This window comes from Anaerotignum lactatifermentans, assembly GCF_016902535.1.
GTDB classification, from domain to species: Bacteria; Bacillota; Clostridia; order Lachnospirales; family Anaerotignaceae; genus Anaerotignum; species Anaerotignum lactatifermentans_A.
This window is the reverse complement of record NZ_JACSNY010000025.1, coordinates 1-17,922: the sequence shown is the minus strand read 5'-3', so window position 1 is coordinate 17,922 and position 17,922 is coordinate 1. Positions and strand designations below refer to the sequence as shown.

The following is a 17,922-nucleotide window of genomic DNA, read 5'->3' as shown; positions in this document are numbered from 1 at the left end:
AATCCTCATCATAATAATTTTTTTTAGTCATAAAGATACCTCCTTTTGGTGTCTAACATTATGGTACATCTGTTTATAAATCGTGTCTACTTATTTAATATAGATCCAAGAAATACTTCAAAAATTGAACTTGCTCAAAGAGGAAAAGCAAGGGGCCGAAAATAATAAGGAAGAACGAAAACAGATAGAAACTTTGCTTGATAAGAAATTGGATTTGGTAAGTCTGCTGCGTCTGTAGAAGTATGATGATGCTTTTGTAAGGTGGTTGGTTAGCTTCATTAAATTAAAGGCATGTAAGGTTTAAGGTGGGAATAGTAGTGTAGGGAAAAATGGAGTCAGGCAAAGAACTATTAATGTATAGAAAAAAGAATGAGAAGAATATAAAAAATAATGGAATGTTCTTTAAGAAAATATATTCGATTCACTTTGCGAATTTATATTCAAGTGTAATGCGGCTGGCAGTATAATTGCTTTGGAAAAAATGCCAATACCTTATCACAATTACTGTATTTTCCATTGTAGATATGTACAATTCTTGATTTTTCCAGACTTATCTTTTATAATGGTTTTACGGTGAGTCTTTGTACCACCAAGATAGCCGTATGGAGGTATTCCCGTACGGCTTTTATGGTATCCATAGAAATTTATGGTCTATGTCAGAAAAATTGGAGGGGTGCAAATGGCTAACAAAACTCTGGTTCCCGATAAGCTACATGGGTATTTGCTTCAGGTAATACATATGCTCTATGAGCTTATTTCTGTCGATGACCGTGTTGTAAGTATTGAGAAACTGGATGATGTAGCTGTAGAAATTGATGGAAAGGTTATTGCTGAACAATTAAAAAGTGTTACATCTGCTAACAACCCAGTTGCCAATCGAGCTGCTGTATTTTGGAAAACACTTTATAACTGGTGCACTTATATTGAAGATGGTTCTTTGCCATCTGATGCTATTTTGCGGTTTGTTGTTGTTTCAAACAGTACTATTACCCCTGGTAGTATCCAAAAAACTTTTATGGATGCTCATTCTGATGATGAGGCACAAAAAGCACTAACATATGCAAAAAAAATTATTCTTCCTACATCTAAGCAAGAGTCAAATGTTGATATATATGCAACTTTGCCAGAGTCATATAGAGACTACATCAAATATCTTTTCGATGATACAAAATCTCAAATTGTCTGCAATATTATTAAATCCATAGAAATTGAAATACATAATGATACCTATAATGAAGATCTTTTGCGACGGTTCACCAATCAACCGGGACTACCTTCTGAATATGTTGATCTTCTTCTGACAGATATGCTCGGTTGGGTTACGCAAAAAGTGTTGTCCTTTACAAAAGAAAACATGCCTGCCTACATTTCCTCAGAAGATTATCGGAAAGCTCTGACGCTGCAAATTAGAGCATGTAACACAAATGCTGTTCTTAGGGCCATCTCATCACCGCCTTCACATATTGAGCAAAGCGGTGAAGTTGAGCGCTTAGATGCCTATATTAGACAGCTGAAGTTAATCGAGGTGGATGATTCCATCATCTTTGATGCGGCCAGCGATTTTTTACGAGCAAAAATTGATAAGATAGAGTGGGCACAGCGTGGTCTTATAAACGAACAAAGTTTTGACGATTATTATGATGCACTTTACCGAATCTGGGTGAATCAAAAACATCTTATGGGATTGCAATACAGAACAGACCCCATTTCTTTTGGAACAGCAGTATACTTTAAATGCAGAGATGATTCTGGACATCTAAAATTACAAGGTATCGAGACCCCTCCTTTCTTTGGTAGTGGGACCTTGCAGTTAATGGCAAATAATCCTGCTGATGCACCAAAAATTGGATGGCACCCACAGTATATAAAGCTATTGAAAGAGGATAATATATGAGAAATTTTGATATGGATGTAAGATATGTACAAAATCCAGCGATTGGTGCAGCCCTGCTCTGGCGGTTTACTTGTGGGTATTATGCTAACAAAAATCAGCCGGTACCTTTTCCTTTGTTGTTCGTAATTTTACCTATTGTGCTCCGCCAAGACCTATGCACTATAATTAAAAGCACACAAAAAGCCAGTGGTTTGCCAAAGGTATCAGAAAAACTATTTTCGGAAAAGCTAAACGATAGTATTTATTATGTGAATAACACTGCCATACAAATGCGTGAATTAACACTTGATTCATTTAATATTGCCGTTGAAGCAAATCTTGTGTCGCTTTCCACGGAAACCGCAACAGTATTTCCGTTACTTACAACTATGCACAAATATGTCCCCAAAGGAGACTGCAGAAATATGATAACAGCAGCTGAGAAACTTGGAGGATGGTGCTCAGAACTCACACTTCTCGAAATCGGAAAATGGTTGAAAGTGAGGTTTTAAAATGAATTTTGCAATAAACTCTGTCATTTTATGGTCACGAAAGCAAGAGTATCCCCCACGTATCTTGCCATTTAAAAGCAGGGCAGTCAATATAATTACTGGTGCTTCGCGCACTGGCAAATCAGCTCTTATCCCAATCATCGACTATTGTCTTGGCTCTGATAAATGTACTATTCCTGTGGATGTTATCCGTAATGCATGTTCATGGTTTGGCGTGCTTTTCGATATGGAGGGAGAACAAATTCTGCTTTGTCGACGCGAACCTGGAGATAAAGCATCAACTGGGGATATGTTTATTTCACGTGGCAAAGAAATAACTATTCCTGAATACATAGAAAAAAACGCAAATGTTGAATCCATTAAGAATATGCTAAACGAGTTGTTTGCAATGTCTTTTCTTGACCTTGATTCCAACGCAAGCATATTTCGCCCTTCATACCGCGATTTTGTGGCATTTCTTTTTCAGCCGCAAAATATCGTTGCTAATGCAGATGTTTTATTTTACAAAGCAGACACTATGGAACATCGAAAAAAACTCATTGATGTCTTCCCTTATGCACTTGGGGCTGTAACGCCTGAAATTCTCGCCAAACGAAAAGAATTTGAAAGGTTATCAAAGATATCTGAACGATTTCAGCGAGATCTTGATCAAATCAAAACCGTTGCTGAGGGATGGAAGCAGGAAGTTGCTGGTTGGTTGAGCCAAGCACATGAATATGGCTTAACTAATTATATCCCAAGCGACACGGATGAGTTTACCCGTCAGGTTGATGAGCTTCGCACTATTTCGCAAAAACGAATTACAGATGCCTCAGTTGCACCTGAACATATTACAGATCTGTCAAAGGATCTTGCAGCGTTGCGGCAAGAAGAACAGCAGATATCTAGCGAATTGTTTTCTGCACGGAAACGCCACACAGACATGCTTCAATTAATGCAATCCATGGGGAAATATGACAAATCACTGCAAATTCAGCTTGAACGTCTTGATATATCAACTTGGATACGGTCCAACTTGACAGAACGCAATATACTTCCTATTTTCCAACCAAGCCATGAAAATGTCATGGAAGATGTAAATGCTTTGTGCACTGCACTCGAACACATGGAACGCAGCACGACTGAGATGGTCGTTGTTCCAGCTGCTTTTGAGAGAGAACTTCAAATTGTTCAGGTACAAATACAAGAGTTAGCTGATAAATTGGAAGCTATTCAAAAACGTATTATAGTTGAGTCTCAAGCACTTGCAATCCAGCGCGAAGAAAGTTATACCATGGAATCTATTTCTCGTTTTCTTGGACGCATAGATGCCGCAATAAGCACTTATGAACATATTGGCACAGATAGCGAACTTCAAGCTAAGCTCGACGAGGTAAACGCTCGCATAGAGCAATTGAAAAAAGAAATTAATGAGTCTGCAATAAGACGTAAACTGGACTATGCACTGGGTTTTTTGAAGACAGAGATGGGAAAGATTCTCACTCAACTAGATGTTGAACATCCTGATGATCCCGTAGAGTTTGTTATAAAAGATTTGACTGTGCGGGTAAAAAGCCAAACAGGACGTGATGATTATCTATGGGAGATTGGTAGTGCATCCAATTGGCTATCTTATCATATAGCATTGATATTGGCATTACAACGTTTTTTTCAAACCAAGTCGAGCGTGAATGTGCCAAACTTTATTATTTTTGATCAGCCAAGTCAAGTCTATTTTCCGCGTACTCGGTATTTTGCAGATGAGGATACACCGCAATTAAATGATGATGATAAAAATGCGGTTAGAAAGATATTTGATAGCTTATCCTCATTTGTAAAAAATGCAGGTTTTGACATTCAGATTATTGTGACTGAACATGCTGATGATGATATATGGGGAAACATACCAGATTCTTGCATTCATTTGGTTGAAAAATGGAGAAATAATGTTAAACTTGTTCCGATTGAGTGGTTAGAGTAAAAACTTTAGTCAACTTGTGTAACCATGTCTTCTTGCTAAATAGAGAAGGACTCACAGATGCATTAACTGTGTATGTGAGTCCTTTTTTGAATGTATTATTTTAATTCTTTTATTCCAATCTCTCAAACATATCACCTTACAGATACTTTCTTTCGATGAACTAGGTGGCTATGGCTTCTATTTGACCGTAGCCAATCTTATGAAGTTACTGATTTTTCTCAGCCTCACCTTTCTACATATCGTTGCTGATATACGTATAGTCGTTCATAACAATTTCAGTACGAAGTGTCCTAGCATACTGGACAGCGTTTTTGCATCTACGATGATAGAGAGGCTATTAAGATAATGGCGTGATTTCGGTAGTGATATTTCTAAGAAAAATGGGAAAGCACGAATTAAAGAAATATGATGATAGCCTCATTAGAATCTTAATTCAAACAATCATTGTAGTGAACGAATGCAAAATTGAAATACACTTTAAGTTAGAAATGATAATGACACAAAGAATCATTGAGAATTAATACTGGTAAGAAGCCAATTATAACAATGCCATATCTTTAAATGCGAAAATCAAAGCTTCCTGGTTTCACAGGGAGTTTTGATTTTGGTATTTTACCAAAATTAAGATATTTCAATACTCATATTCTTTGGGAAAGAACAACGAAATAACATAATTCGACTAAGGAGCTTACGCTAAGGGGGTACCAGGTTCACAGGGCATACTTATCCCAGCCTTATGCAAACTGGACGAAGAATAAGCAACCCAATAAGAAAATCAAAAAGCAGTGTGTATCACACTGCTTTTTTTGCAGAATATCGCCATTCTTCTAGTTCCGGTAGTATAATAAAGCTGTAAGAACCGTAATCGTATTTTTTTAGAAAGGAGTCTTTAATATGGAAGAAATCTATCGTTATATAAAATCCTGCGGCGTTTTTTATGTCGCGACCTGTGAGGAAGGAAAGCCTCATGTACGTCCCTTTGGCGCGGTCTGCCTGTTTGAGGGGAAACTTTATCTCATTACTGGCAACCAGAAGAAGGTATATCACCAGATGAAGAACAACGAAAACGTAGCGATCTGCGGGATGTACAAGAATACCTGGATGCGTATCGAAGGGACTGTCAAAGAGGATCTGCGCAGAGAAGCCCGTGTAGCCATGCTGGAGGAAAACAAGGAATCTCTGGGCGCCATGTACCATGCCGATGACGGCGTAATGACTGTGTTCTATTTTGAGCATGGCACCGCCACCATTGATTCTTTTACAGAACCGTCCAGAGTTATCGAATTTTAACAGGAGCCGGTATAAAAAGGTATCCTGAGAGGGTTCGTCTCGAGAAAGCAATTTTTATCCATAAAATCGCCGGAGTTCTTTGCGCTGCAAGGATTCCGGCGATTTTTGCTTTTCCGGGAGTCTGCCGGTGATGGATGTTTTTTATTTTCCGGGAAAAGCAGCGGCTGTATTTTGGGGGGAAAATTACATGCGCAGGAGAAAAATTGCCATAAAAATAAAATTTTTATAAAATATATACAAGGAAATGTGGAAAGAATCGTGATATACTTATGTATATAGCTGGTGTCTGATTTTATTTGTGAGATTGTTGGGGTAAAAATGTATGTAAAATAATAAAAAATGTGGAAACGGTTGGATGAAAAGCGTATGCCTGCTCTCCTGGAGAGAAAACATCGGCTGTTTCGGCTGTTATTTCAAAATATATGGGGAGGCGAGGAGTTATGGCAAATATTTCAAGCGCACATGGAAAAATCACATTAAAAGGAGACTGGACACAGGAAGCCATTGATGCTTTTGAACCGGTGCTGGAATTGTGGGGATTTTATGGTGAGTACGGTATCCAGGGCTGCTACAGCGATTTTGATGAGGAGCATCTGACAGCGGAGTTTTATGGCTGCGGCAGATGGGCTTTTTCCAGCACACTGGATTCTTTTGAGGACTGGTCAAGACAGTGGTTTAAAGACAATCCCAAAAGACCCAATGGCGAGCCTATTCATACTACCACAGAGGAGCAGTATGATAACTTCCTGAAAATAATGAGCGAAAATAACCTTATTATTGAGGTTGATTTTGAGGATGTGGAAGAAGGCTTTGGTAGTCATGTCCATGAAATTGGCCAGTTTATTTCCGAGGATGGCAGCTGCATCAGCTACCAAGTCATATCCTGTGAGGATATTGTTCCTACATGGGACGATAAAGATGCTCTTAATGCTGCCGTAGACTTTTTTGAAAATTTCCTCTCGGATGTGGACAGAAAGAAACTGCGCAAGTGGGTGAAAAATAATGTAGCACCTACAGATATATTTGAAGATACAGATGACTATGAGGAAATAATAGGATGTTTAAGCGAGTTTGGAGACGACCCGTTTATTGACTTCTTTCTCGAGTTTTCTCCTGATACAGAGGAGTGGGAAGAATTTAACGGAGCATACGAGGATATGTTTGGCTGCACTGTAGAGGAAAATATAGATGAAGGCTATGAAGATGCATATTTTGAGCATCGTTACGACGAAGATAATGATGAAGACGAAGAAGACGAAGAAGACGAAGATGTAAACGACTGGGATACGGAGCCGGAATATCCGACAGAGGACATCGACAGCCTTACATTTGAAGGAAAGGCATTTGTGCTGACTGGCGACTTCCAAAACTGTGACGGCGACAGAAAAGAAGTTGAAAATATGATTGCCGCAAAAGGCGGCAGATGTACCGGCGCTGTCAGCGGCAAGACCAATTATCTGGTGATCGGCGATTTTGGCTCGGCCGGCGCCAAAAAAGTTGAAAAGGCTCTTGAAGAAAAAGAAAAGGGCAAAGATATTAAAATTATAACGGAGTACGATCTATTCAGATTTTTGCAGTAAAGGAGCTGAGTACATATGAGCAATATAAATGATTTTGAGTTTAATAATGCCGGTTGGAACAAAGAAAGATGGGACTTGAACTATAAAGGCGAAGACAAAGACATGGTTATACCTGAGGAGCTGATCGCAAAAGCGGAAGGAGAATTTACGGTTGCCATTTCAGCAGAAAACTCAAATGAAATAGAGAGTATTTCTATCCCTAAAAATGTGCCTAATGTGTGGCTTGGTACTCTTTACGGCGCAAGAGCCTTAAACAAAATCACAGTGGACCCTGAAAACCCGTATTTGAAGGATGTGGATGGTGTGCTTTACACCAAAGACGGCAAAAAACTCATCAAGGCGCCTTGCCAAAAGACAGGAAAATATACTGTGCCGGAAGGCGTGGAGGAGTTAGAAGCATTTGCTTTCCAAAATTCACACTGTGATGAAATCACTTTGCCGGATTCTTTGAAAAAAATCGGCACGGGTGCTTTTCAGTACAGTGAAATGAAAAAAATGATCGTTCCCAAAGGGATAACAGAAATAGAAGATGGCGTTTTCAGCGATTGCCGTAAATTGGAAGAATTTGAGTTCTTAGGTAATGTAAAAATACACTATATGTATATGGATATGGACCCTGAAATGGAAGAGAGGATATCAGGAGAAGGTTTCACAAAACCTGCTGAGTGTTATCTGCTTGCCTGCTTAAAGACATATCCTAATATCGATAAGTGCAGAAGAAAATTTATAGCGGCGGCAAAGCGCGGTAAAAGAGAAAAAATACTGGAATATCTCTTAAGCACAGCACCTGAAAGAACAGCAGAAAAGGGAACATTTGAAATCGAAGTACTGGAAGATGGCAGCGCCGAAATTAAGTCCTACCAAGGCGAGGAAAGCGTGATTGAAATACCTGGCGAAATCGACGGCAAACAAATCACAGCCATTGGCGCAGGCGCTTTTCAGGGAAATGAGTATGTTGAAAAAGTAATTGTGCCAGAGGGTGTAACATGGATCAAAAATAACGCTTTTCAGGGCTGTATTTCTTTGGAGGAGGCTGTACTGCCGGAAAGCTGCACAGCCATTGGCTCTTCTGTTTTTGAGGACTGCAAAGCACTTAAAAAAGCAGATCTGCCAAAAGGCGTGCTCGTTTTGGCAAGAAAGGTATTCAAGAATTGTCGCTCTCTGGAAAAACTGGATATTCCAGCAGGGGTGATAAAAATAGATGACCAGGCTTTATATTATTGCGAAAGGTTAATGGACATAACCCTTCCGGAAGGTTTAATTTATCTTGGTAAGGAATGTTTATACGCCTGCGGTTTTAACTATGGCCCGGTACTTCCTGGGGAATGGGGCTACAGCAAGCGGAAATTTGCTATTCCTGCTTCTGTCACGCAGATCGATGACGGCGGAGAGGGTATCTTTGCTGCTTATGCCAAGGCACAGGAGCTGTTTGGGGTATTTGAGTATAAATTGATCTTGCAGGTGAAGAAAGGCTCTGTAGCCCATAGATACGCGGCGAAAAAGAAGATTCGCTTTGAGCTGGTTTGATTTGTAAGGAGGGATGTTTCATGCGGTATGACGGTGATTTTCAAGTAGGGATTTACGGCAGTGGCGCGCTGATGCAGGATATTCCGGAAGTGATCGAAAACTGGGTGAAAACATTGCCGGAGAATTATATCAATCCTGAGGTAGAATCGGAAGCAAAGTATATCAGTTCCATGCTGCAGAATCGCTTAGAGACGATTCCCAATACAGAGGAAGAAGCGACCCTGACATGGGATCATTTTTCCAACATCGCTTTGGTGGTACTGGATTTTATCAATCAGATCGCCAAGGCCCATCCCCAGCTGGAGATCTCTGTGGGAGTGGAGATCACATTTTCTGTGACCGATACGATGGATTATTATAGCTTTTATTCTCCCGTAGGCTCTGACACCATTTGCAGTGCCCGTGTGGATGATGATGTATGGAAGCTGGAGTGCTATCTGGATGACAAAGAAGCATCTCAGAAAATGGCGGCGGTGCGGATGCGGTATACGGCTGAAGATGTGAAAGGGAATGGCTGCATGTTCGATTTTTATTCCAATACAATATCTATGGAAGAGTATCTGGAATATGAGCTGAATCCTCCTCTGGAAACAGATTTTGGCAAAAACCTTCTGGTTATGGAATACTCTTTCCGCCATGCGGTTCTGACTCGTAAAGATGGCGCATGGGCAAATGTTGGCGGACAATTATTCCTTGGAGATGATGCAAAAGAGATTTTCGGTACACTGGAAGAGGCTTTTGAACATGAATTTTCTGTGGATGATTTTTTCAGTGGAGACCGGCCTTGGCAGGAATATCCGGAACAGTTTATTACATACCTTTTCAAAATTTGTATGGCAGATATGAGTCTGGATATTTCTGTGGAATATCAAAAAGAAAAGCCCCATTTCATGAGCCCGGATGGCGGGGAGTATTTCTTTGGCTGTATGATGGAAAGGATATCCGCGGAAGCCATTGCTCAGTGGAATTTCCCGGAAGAAGCCCATTACTTTGACTTCAGACCGCCTCGTGTGGAACTTTTGGAGGATGATGACGAGGAGGACTGGGAGGACGAATGGGACGATGAAGATTTGTGAAATTGATGAGAAAGGAGCATGTCTCATGGGAAAACATGACAGCGATACAGAAGAACTCAGAAGCAAACTGCTCTCAGATGTTTACGCCGGAACGATGGCTGGTATGCCGGCTATGATACTGGATGAAAGCCGCATCAAAAACGCGGACGCGGAAGAATTGAAAAAGATCGCGAAGGAATATGGATACTGAGTTTTGTATCGCGCTAAAACAGCAGCATAGGGCGCTGGTCCCCTGGAGGGCTTTCCCAAGGATGTGCAAGGGAAGCCTGTCAGAGGGGGCCGGCGCTTTTTTTGTTGGCGGGAAAGAGGCGAAAACCAGGGAAAAAGTTGCAGGTAAAATTATACGAAAAACAGGGGATGAACCGGCGGAATTTTTCCCGCGGCTATTTGAGAAAGACAGTTGTCTTTGGGTGCTGTTTTTAGTATGATGTGGGTAACCAAAAGATACATTCAGAAAGGAGATGTGAAATGGGTCATATGCCATTGAATGTCCGTGTTCCCATTGAGCCGGATAATGTAAGTATCCATAGGATAGAGGAGAAATGCGTAAAATGTGGGATGTGCAGAGAGGTCTGCACAAAGGACATCGGGGTCCACGGTACCTATACGCTGGAGGAGACGGGAGGAAAGGCGGTCTGCATCAACTGCGGACAATGTGCCAATGTCTGTCCGGTGGACAGTATCGTGGAAAAATATGAGTTTGAGGAAGTAAAAGCGGCGGTGGCCAGCCGGGAGAAGATCGTCATTGTCAGCACCTCCCCTTCTGTCAGAGCGGCGTTGGGCGAAGCCTTCGGCATGGAGGACGGCAGCTTTGTGCAGGGGAAGATGGTGGCGCTGCTGCGGCGGCTGGGCGTGGACTATGTGCTGGATACCAATTTCGCCGCCGATTTGACCATAGTGGAGGAGGCCAGCGAGCTGATCCGCAGGATTACGGAAAAGGACCGGCCGCTGCCCCAGTTTACCAGCTGCTGCCCGGCATGGGTGAATTATATGGAGCTCTATTATCCGGAGCTGCTGCCCCATTTATCTACGGCGAAAAGCCCCATCGGCATGCAGGGGCCTACCATCAAGACGTATTTCGCCAAAAAGATGGGGCTGGACCCTCGCCGGATCGTCAATGTGGCGCTGACACCCTGTACAGCGAAGAAGTTTGAGATCCGCAGAAAGGAAATGGGTGCCGCGGGTACCTATTACGGCGACGAGAACATGCGGGATATGGATTATGTCATCACTACCAGAGAACTGGCTCTGTGGGCCAAAGAAGCGGGCATTGACTTTGCGGCGCTGGAGGACAGCGCCTATGATCGTCTGATGGGCGAGGCCTCCGGGGCGGGCGTAATCTTCGGCAATACCGGCGGTGTTATGGAGGCGGCGCTACGGACGGCATACAGCTTTTTGCGGAAGGAAGACGCGCCGGAAGATCTGATTCGGCTGGCGGAGGTGCGTGGATACGATGGAATCCGGGAGGCGGAGGTCGCCATAGGCGATCTGACGCTGCGGGTGGCGGTAGTACACGGCACGAAAAACGCCGGAGCGCTGATAGAGCGCATGAAAGAAGGTGGCAAATCATATGATTTTATCGAAGTGATGACATGCCCCGGCGGCTGTATCGGCGGCGGCGGTCAGCCGAAGGCAGTGGGGCAGGATCAGGACGCTATACGGAAAAAGAGAATTGCCGCCCTTTATGCCAGAGACGAGGCGCTGACGGTGCGCCGCAGTCACGAAAACCCGGAGATCAAAGCGGTATATGAGGCCTTTTACGGCAGCCCGTTGAGTGAAATGGCGGAAAAAATGCTGCACACGCAGTATGAGGATAAAAGTAATATTTTTCAGAAGAAAGGAGACAGAAAAATGGAAAAATGGAAATGTACAGTATGCGGTTATATTCACGAGGGCCCTCTGAGCGCGGACTTTGTCTGTCCTGTATGCAAAAAGGATGCTTCCGTATTTGTGAAGCTGGAAGAGACACCGGTGCCTACGCCGAAAAATCCTTACGCGGGCACAAAGACAGAAAAAAATCTGTGGGAGGCGTTCGCGGGAGAATCTCAGGCCAGAAACAAATATACCTATTTCGCTTCTGTGGCAAAGAAAGCGGGCTTTGAGCAGATCGCGGAGCTGTTCCTGAAAACGGCGGAAAATGAGAAGGAACACGCGAAGCTGTGGTTCAAGGCGCTGGGCGAACTGGGAGACACGGCGGAAAACCTGCTTCACGCGGCGGAAGGCGAGAACTACGAATGGACGGATATGTATGAACGTATGGCACAGGACGCGGAAGAAGAGGGATTCCTGGAGCTGGCGGAGCAGTTCCGTGGTGTGGCTGCCATTGAAAAAGCCCATGAGGAACGCTACCGCGCTCTGCTGAAGAATGTGGAGACAAAGGCCGTATTTGAAAAAAGCGGCGTAACCCTGTGGGAGTGCCGCAACTGCGGACACCTGGTTGTCGGCACAAAGGCGCCGGATATCTGCCCTGTCTGCAAGCATCCCCAGGCCTTTTTCGAAGTGAGAAAAGAGAACTATTAAATAAGAAGGAAAAGATACCGAAGAAAAACAGCCCGGCGGCGCAGACGCGCCATAAGGAAGGGGATTTCCCCGGCTTCTTAAAGCGTATGGCGAGGGCTGTTTCAAAAACAAAATATGTTACATAAAAATATCGCTGGGATTCTTGGCAGAAACAAGGATTCCGGCGGTATTTTTTTCTGGGCGGATGTTTTTGGGGCATTTTCATGCTGGCGCAAGGTTGGTGTGCTATAATAAATACAAAAACAAATGACAATGGCCCGAAGGGACCGAAGGTTTGATCTGGGAGGGGAGCAAATTGCGGATATTGGTTGCGGAAGACGAAAGAGATATGAACCGTCTGATCGTTAAGACCTTACAGAAGGCGGGATACAGTGTGGACGGCTGTTTTGACGGAGAGGAGGCCCAGCTGCATCTTCTGGGGGCGGAGTACGACGCTATGGTGCTGGATGTGATGATGCCGAAAAAGGACGGCTATTCTCTGGTGGAGGAGCTGCGGGCCAAGGGCGTGGATACGCCGATCCTTTTCCTGACGGCCAGAGACAGTGTGGCCGACCGGGTGAAAGGGCTGGATCTGGGGGCGGACGATTATCTGGTGAAGCCCTTTGATTTCGACGAGCTGCTGGCGCGCATCCGGGCTATCACCAGAAAGCATACAGGCAATCGCAGGAATGTGTTTTCTGTGGGAGATCTGACGCTGGAGGCGGAAAGCCGGGTGGTGAAGCGGGGCGGAAAGGAGATCGCCGTACTGCCTAAGGAATTTTCCATTCTGGAATATATGATCCGCAATAAAGGCACGGTCCTTTCTCGGGAGCAGATTGAAAACAGGATCTGGAATTATGAGTATTCGGGCAATTCCAATAATGTGGACGTTTATATGAGCCGGCTGCGCAAAAAAATAGATGAAGGCTATGAGACAAAGCTGATCCATACCATCCGGGGCGTGGGCTGGGTCCTGCGGGAAGACGGAGGTGACAAATGAGGAAGATTTCCATTAAAATCAAGATTACATTGTGGTATCTGCTTTTGATGCTGCTGATGATGGGGATCGTTCTGGGATTTATTATCGCCGTAAGCAATTCGGTGGCGTCCCAGACGGCTATGACCCAGATTTCCGCCACAGTGCGGGAAAATCTGAACCAGATTTCCATGGAGGACGGCAAGCTTCAGGTAGGAGAGGAATTCCGTTTTTATCATAACGGCATTTATACTTTAATTTACAGTGAGAATAAAACATTGCTGGCAGGTCAGCCGCCGTTGAATGTGACGGAGGTGGGGGATTTTGAAAATGGGGTCACCAGAACTGTTTCCGCCGGCGATGAGGATTATTATATCATGGATCTGTGGCGCTCCTTTGGCTGGGACAATGGCGTCTGGGTCCGCGGCATCACGGAGGTGCCGGAAAGCGCTACCATCATCGAGAACCTGCTGACCATGGCGGCCATTGCCATGCCGGTTTTTATCCTGCTATCTACCATTGGCGGCTTTTGGATTGCCAAACGGGCGTTCCGGCCGCTGGAGGAGATCATTTCTACGGCGGATTCCATCAATGAGGGGGCGGATCTGTCGGCCAGGATTCCCGTGCCGGAGGGCGGGAATGAGTTTGGGAGGCTGGTCCGTACCTTTGACCAGATGTTCGAGCGTCTGGAGGCATCCTTTGAGGCGGAAAAACAGTTTACGGCGGACGCGTCCCACGAACTGCGCACCCCGATTTCTGTGATCAAAGGGGCCTGTGAGTATTCCCTGAAATATGACGAGACCATAGAGGAACAGCGGGAAAGCATGGAAATGATCCAGCGGCAGGCGGAAAAAATGTCGGCGCTGGTGACGGATCTATTGCAGATGACGAGACTGGATCAGGGGACAGAACGGGCCAATTTCAAAGAGGGGGACCTCAGCGAGCTGGTGACCTCTGTCTGCGGGGAATATATGCTGGATCGGCTGCATCTGGATGTGGAGGAAAAGATTGTGATGTGGATGGATGTATCCCTGATGACCAGACTGCTGGAAAACCTGATTACCAACGCCATAAAGTACGGCGGGGAAACAGGACAGATCTGGGTGCGGCTGGAACGGCGGGGCGGAGACATCCGGCTTTCCGTGAAGGATGAGGGCATTGGCATCCCCAAAGAGCAGCAGGAGAAGATCTGGCAGCGGTTTTATCAGGTGGATTCGGCAAGATCCGGCGACAGCGGCATTGGGCTGGGGCTGTCTATGGTGAAAAAGATCGCGGAGCTCCATGGCGGAAGGATGGAACTGGAAAGCGCTCCCGGACGGGGCAGTACCTTTACGCTATGCATATCCCAGTATTGTGAAATATGAGGCTGTAAAGCCGCTGTGACCATTCGGAAAGGGGCAGCGGCTTTGCTTTTGAGAAAAATTGGAAATTTTTTCAAAAATTTAAAAAATTTCATGTTAATTTCATGTTCCGTTGATACTATGAGTACAACAAAAAGAAAACAGAAGCATCAGGAGAGGAGGGCTCTTATGAAATATAGAAAGATGATGTTAGCGATGGCAGCGGCGGCCGTGCTTTTGGGCGGATGTGCCCAGAAGAGCGGCGCCACAGAGGAATATATCGGAACTGAGGCCGCTAAGGCTCTGGCTTTTCAGGATTCCGGCGTCACAGAGGCGGATGCGGTGGTGGAAAAGACCGGATTGGATACGAAAAACGGAATCGCTTATTACGAAGTGGATTTCACCTCCGGCGGTTATCAATATGAATATGATATCGACGCCATCACCGGAGTGATTATTGAAAGCCAGTCCAAGGCGGACGATGGAAAGGGCGCCGCAGACAGTCAGACGGCAGCCAATCAGACAGGAACGCAGGCAGAACTGATAACAGAGGAAAAAGCCAAGGAGATCGCCCTCAGCCATGCGGGCCTGAGCAGCGAAAACGTAACCTTCGTTCGGGCAAAGCTGGACCGGGATGACGGCCGGTGGGAATATGAAGTAGAGTTTTACAGCGCAGACGGCAAGGAGTATGATTACGAGATCAATGCCTCCACAGGCGAGATTCTTTCCTATGATTACGACGCGGAGTATTATCAGCCTGCCAGCACCGGAACCCAGAAGATCACAGAGGAAGAGGCAAAAAACATCGCCCTGTCTCAGGTTTCCGGAGCGACAGCCAAAGACATCTACGAGTTTGAGGCGGATTATGATGACGGACGGCTGGAGTATGAGGGCAAGATTTATTACGACAATATGGAATATGAATTCAGCATCGATGGATACAGCGGCGCGATCCGGGAATGGGAAGCGGAAGCGATTCGCGGTTGAAATAGAAACAAATGAAAAGGTATATTTTTAGAGAGGAGAAAAGAAGTATGAAAAAAACAAAAAGACTCAGCGCTGCTTTGGCGGCAACCGTATTTGCGGCAACAACAATGGCGTTTTCCATGAGCGCTTTGGGCGCGACCAATGTACAGGCACAGCTGGCGCCCAATTTTACCATTGTGGTGGACGGCGTGGAACGGACTTTCTATCATGTATCCGGCGAGGAAGCCCATCCTGTGGTATATAACGGCACAACATACCTGCCCCTGAGAGCCATTGGCGAACTGATGGGCAAAAATGTCAACTGGGATCAGGATACACTGACAGTGACATTGTCCGGTACACGGACCGCGTCTTCCGTAAAGGGGACAGAGGATACTTCGGCAAAGGTACAGAATATTTCCGCCCAGATCTGCGAAGAGTTTACCATTATGGTGGACGGCGTAAAACAGACCTTTACCGATGCCAGCGGCAACGTAACCTATCCTATGCTGTATAACGGCTCTACGTATCTGCCCCTGCGCTCCATCGGCCAGCTGATGGGCAAGAGCGTTTCCTGGAACGCAGCCACAAAGACCGTTACTTTGAGCAGTGATGGTCTGGTGGTAACAGATGCCGACAGCTTCAACGGCACAACAACACCGACAACTTCCACCACTACTACGGCAGGCCAGATTACCGCCGAGGAGGCAAAGAGCAAAGCGTTGGCCCATGCGGGTCTGACCAGCAGTCAGGTGACATTTGTCAAAGCCCAGCTGGATTGGGAAAACGGCCGTCGGGTATATGAAGTGGAATTTTACGGCAAGGACTATACGGAATATGATTATGAGATCGACGCTTCTACCGGCGCGGTTCTGAGCTTCGATTATGACGCGGAAGGATACCAGGCGCCTGCCTCCGCCGGTTCTTATATCGGTGAGGCAAAGGCAAAGAGCATCGCTGCCGGTCAGGTCAGCGGCGCTACAACTGCTAATGTGGTAAAGGTAGAGTTTGATTATGATGACGGCAGAGCAGAGTATGAGGTAAAGCTGATCTGCAACGGCATGGAGCATGAGTTTGAAATCGACGCTGTCAGCGGAAAGATCCTGTCCAGAGATACAGAGTCCGTTTATGACTAAGTAATTTACAGTACAAAAGAAGAAAGGATGTGCGTGAATGAAAGGAAAACACCCATGGTTCCAGGTATATAAAGAGAATCAGAAAGCTACCCATCTGTCTATGGCCGGCGGCGGCGCCAGACTGCTGGCACTGCTGCTGACGGTGGCGGCGGTCCCTGTGACGGCAGTGCTGGGGATGATCCTTTTCCGGATGGTCACAACGGCGGGCCCGGGGATGGCATGGTTCTTCCTGCTGGAGGAAATGGAGGAGCCGCTGCTGCTGGCGTTCCTGCTGTGGAGCGGAGCGATCCTGCTTCGATACGGCGCCGCTGTCTGCCGTGCCAAGGCGGAAATGATGGCGGAGGAATAGAAAAAAGAAAGATGCAAATTGGCCCTTTGTCAGGCGGAATACCTGGCAAGGGGCCTTGTTCTGTTTCAAAAGGCATGTATCATATCTGTCTGTTTTGCCTAAGCTAGTTTCAGAACTGTTTTTTATTCTGTGCAGTGGGAAATGAGATTGCTTTTTTGTGATGTTTTACGAAATGATGATAGAGACACCAAAAAAGGATAAGGAGAGAGAGCATGGGCAAAAAATACGGATACATTCGCGTCAGCACCAGGGAACAGAATGAGGAGCGTCAGCTTGTTGCCTTGCGCCAGATGGATGTGGCACTGGATGGGATCTTTATGGATAAGCAGTCGGGAAAGGATTTTCAGCGGCCCCAATATTTGCAGATGATGAAACGGCTGGAGAGAGACGATCTGCTCTATATCAAAAGCATCGACCGGCTGGGGCGCAATTACGGCGAGATTCTGGAGCAGTGGCGTATTCTGACCAAGGAAAAGGGAGTGGATATTGTTGTGCTGGAGATGCCCATGCTGGATACCCGGCGGGGAAAGGATCTGATGGGGACGTTTTTAAGCGATATTGTATTGCAGGTCCTCTCCTTTGTGGCGGAAAACGAGCGCAGCAATATCCGCCAGAGGCAGGCCGAGGGCATTGCCGCCGCAAAGGCCAGAGGCGTTCGTTTCGGCAGGCCGGAAAAGCCGTTGCCGGAGGATTTCTGGCCGCTGGTGGAACAATGGCGGCAGGAGAAGATACCGCTGATGTGCCTGCTGGAACGCTGTCAAATGAGCCGGGCGACGTTTTACCGCCGCCTGAAGGACAAATAAAGGGATCTGTTCCAAAAAGTACACCTTTTGAAACA

15 protein-coding genes are annotated in these 17,922 nt (G+C 45.6%); all 15 read left to right on the top strand.

The annotated features are described in order from the left end of the window. Window positions 1-679: 679 nt before the first annotated feature. The 15 genes from H9X84_RS12235 (at window position 680) to H9X84_RS12165 (ending at window position 17,887) form a co-directional block, all read left to right on the top strand. Window positions 680-1,894, top strand: a complete 1,215-nt coding sequence (locus H9X84_RS12235) for an ABC-three component system protein (protein ID WP_205133959.1) — start codon at window positions 680-682, stop codon at window positions 1,892-1,894. Continuing rightward, the gene (locus H9X84_RS12230; RefSeq protein ID WP_072853725.1) at window positions 1,891-2,385 is read left to right on the top strand and encodes a three component ABC system middle component; all 495 of its coding nucleotides are present in this window, start codon (window positions 1,891-1,893) and stop codon (window positions 2,383-2,385) included. Before H9X84_RS12235 ends, H9X84_RS12230 begins: the two co-directional genes overlap by 4 nt. 1 nt (window position 2,386) lies before the next feature. Next, complete coding sequence (locus H9X84_RS12225; protein ID WP_205133958.1) at window positions 2,387-4,345, top strand: DUF3732 domain-containing protein; 1,959 nt, start codon at window positions 2,387-2,389, stop codon at window positions 4,343-4,345. An 894-nt stretch (window positions 4,346-5,239) separates the two neighbouring features. After that, window positions 5,240-5,635 carry a pyridoxamine 5'-phosphate oxidase family protein gene (locus H9X84_RS12220; RefSeq protein ID WP_205133957.1) on the top strand — a complete coding sequence of 132 codons (396 nt, stop codon included), beginning with the start codon at window positions 5,240-5,242 and terminating at the stop codon, window positions 5,633-5,635. A gap of 440 nt (window positions 5,636-6,075) precedes the next feature. Further along, window positions 6,076-7,215: a BRCT domain-containing protein gene (locus H9X84_RS12215; RefSeq protein WP_205133956.1), complete on the top strand. Its 1,140-nt coding sequence runs from the start codon at window positions 6,076-6,078 to the stop codon at window positions 7,213-7,215. 15 nt (window positions 7,216-7,230) lie between these two features. After that, window positions 7,231-8,742 (top strand): leucine-rich repeat domain-containing protein, encoded by a 1,512-nt coding sequence (locus H9X84_RS12210; protein ID WP_205133955.1) that lies wholly within the window; start codon window positions 7,231-7,233, stop codon window positions 8,740-8,742. 20 nt (window positions 8,743-8,762) lie between these two features. Next, complete coding sequence (locus H9X84_RS12205) at window positions 8,763-9,818, top strand: hypothetical protein (protein ID WP_205133954.1); 1,056 nt, start codon at window positions 8,763-8,765, stop codon at window positions 9,816-9,818. 25 nt (window positions 9,819-9,843) lie between these two features. Continuing rightward, on the top strand, window positions 9,844-10,008 hold the full coding sequence (locus H9X84_RS12200; protein ID WP_205133953.1) for a hypothetical protein: 165 nt from the start codon (window positions 9,844-9,846) through the stop codon (window positions 10,006-10,008). 278 nt (window positions 10,009-10,286) lie between these two features. Beyond that, window positions 10,287-12,338: a rubrerythrin gene (rbr, locus tag H9X84_RS12195; protein ID WP_205133952.1), complete on the top strand. Its 2,052-nt coding sequence runs from the start codon at window positions 10,287-10,289 to the stop codon at window positions 12,336-12,338. Window positions 12,339-12,633: 295 nt separating this feature from the next. Then, window positions 12,634-13,317: a response regulator transcription factor gene (locus H9X84_RS12190; protein WP_205133951.1), complete on the top strand. Its 684-nt coding sequence runs from the start codon at window positions 12,634-12,636 to the stop codon at window positions 13,315-13,317. Further along, window positions 13,314-14,657: a sensor histidine kinase gene (locus tag H9X84_RS12185; RefSeq protein ID WP_205133950.1), complete on the top strand. Its 1,344-nt coding sequence runs from the start codon at window positions 13,314-13,316 to the stop codon at window positions 14,655-14,657. Before H9X84_RS12190 ends, H9X84_RS12185 begins: the two co-directional genes overlap by 4 nt. A 165-nt stretch (window positions 14,658-14,822) precedes the next feature. Then, entirely contained in the window at window positions 14,823-15,620 is a 798-nt protein-coding gene (locus H9X84_RS12180) for a PepSY domain-containing protein (RefSeq protein ID WP_205133949.1), read from the top strand. A 47-nt stretch (window positions 15,621-15,667) separates the two neighbouring features. Then, window positions 15,668-16,735: a PepSY domain-containing protein gene (locus H9X84_RS12175; protein WP_205133948.1), complete on the top strand. Its 1,068-nt coding sequence runs from the start codon at window positions 15,668-15,670 to the stop codon at window positions 16,733-16,735. Window positions 16,736-16,772: 37 nt separating this feature from the next. Further along, the gene (locus H9X84_RS12170; RefSeq protein WP_205133947.1) at window positions 16,773-17,084 is read left to right on the top strand and encodes a hypothetical protein; all 312 of its coding nucleotides are present in this window, start codon (window positions 16,773-16,775) and stop codon (window positions 17,082-17,084) included. Between the two features lie 212 nt (window positions 17,085-17,296). Beyond that, window positions 17,297-17,887: a recombinase family protein gene (locus H9X84_RS12165; protein ID WP_205133946.1), complete on the top strand. Its 591-nt coding sequence runs from the start codon at window positions 17,297-17,299 to the stop codon at window positions 17,885-17,887. Window positions 17,888-17,922 lie beyond the last annotated feature (35 nt).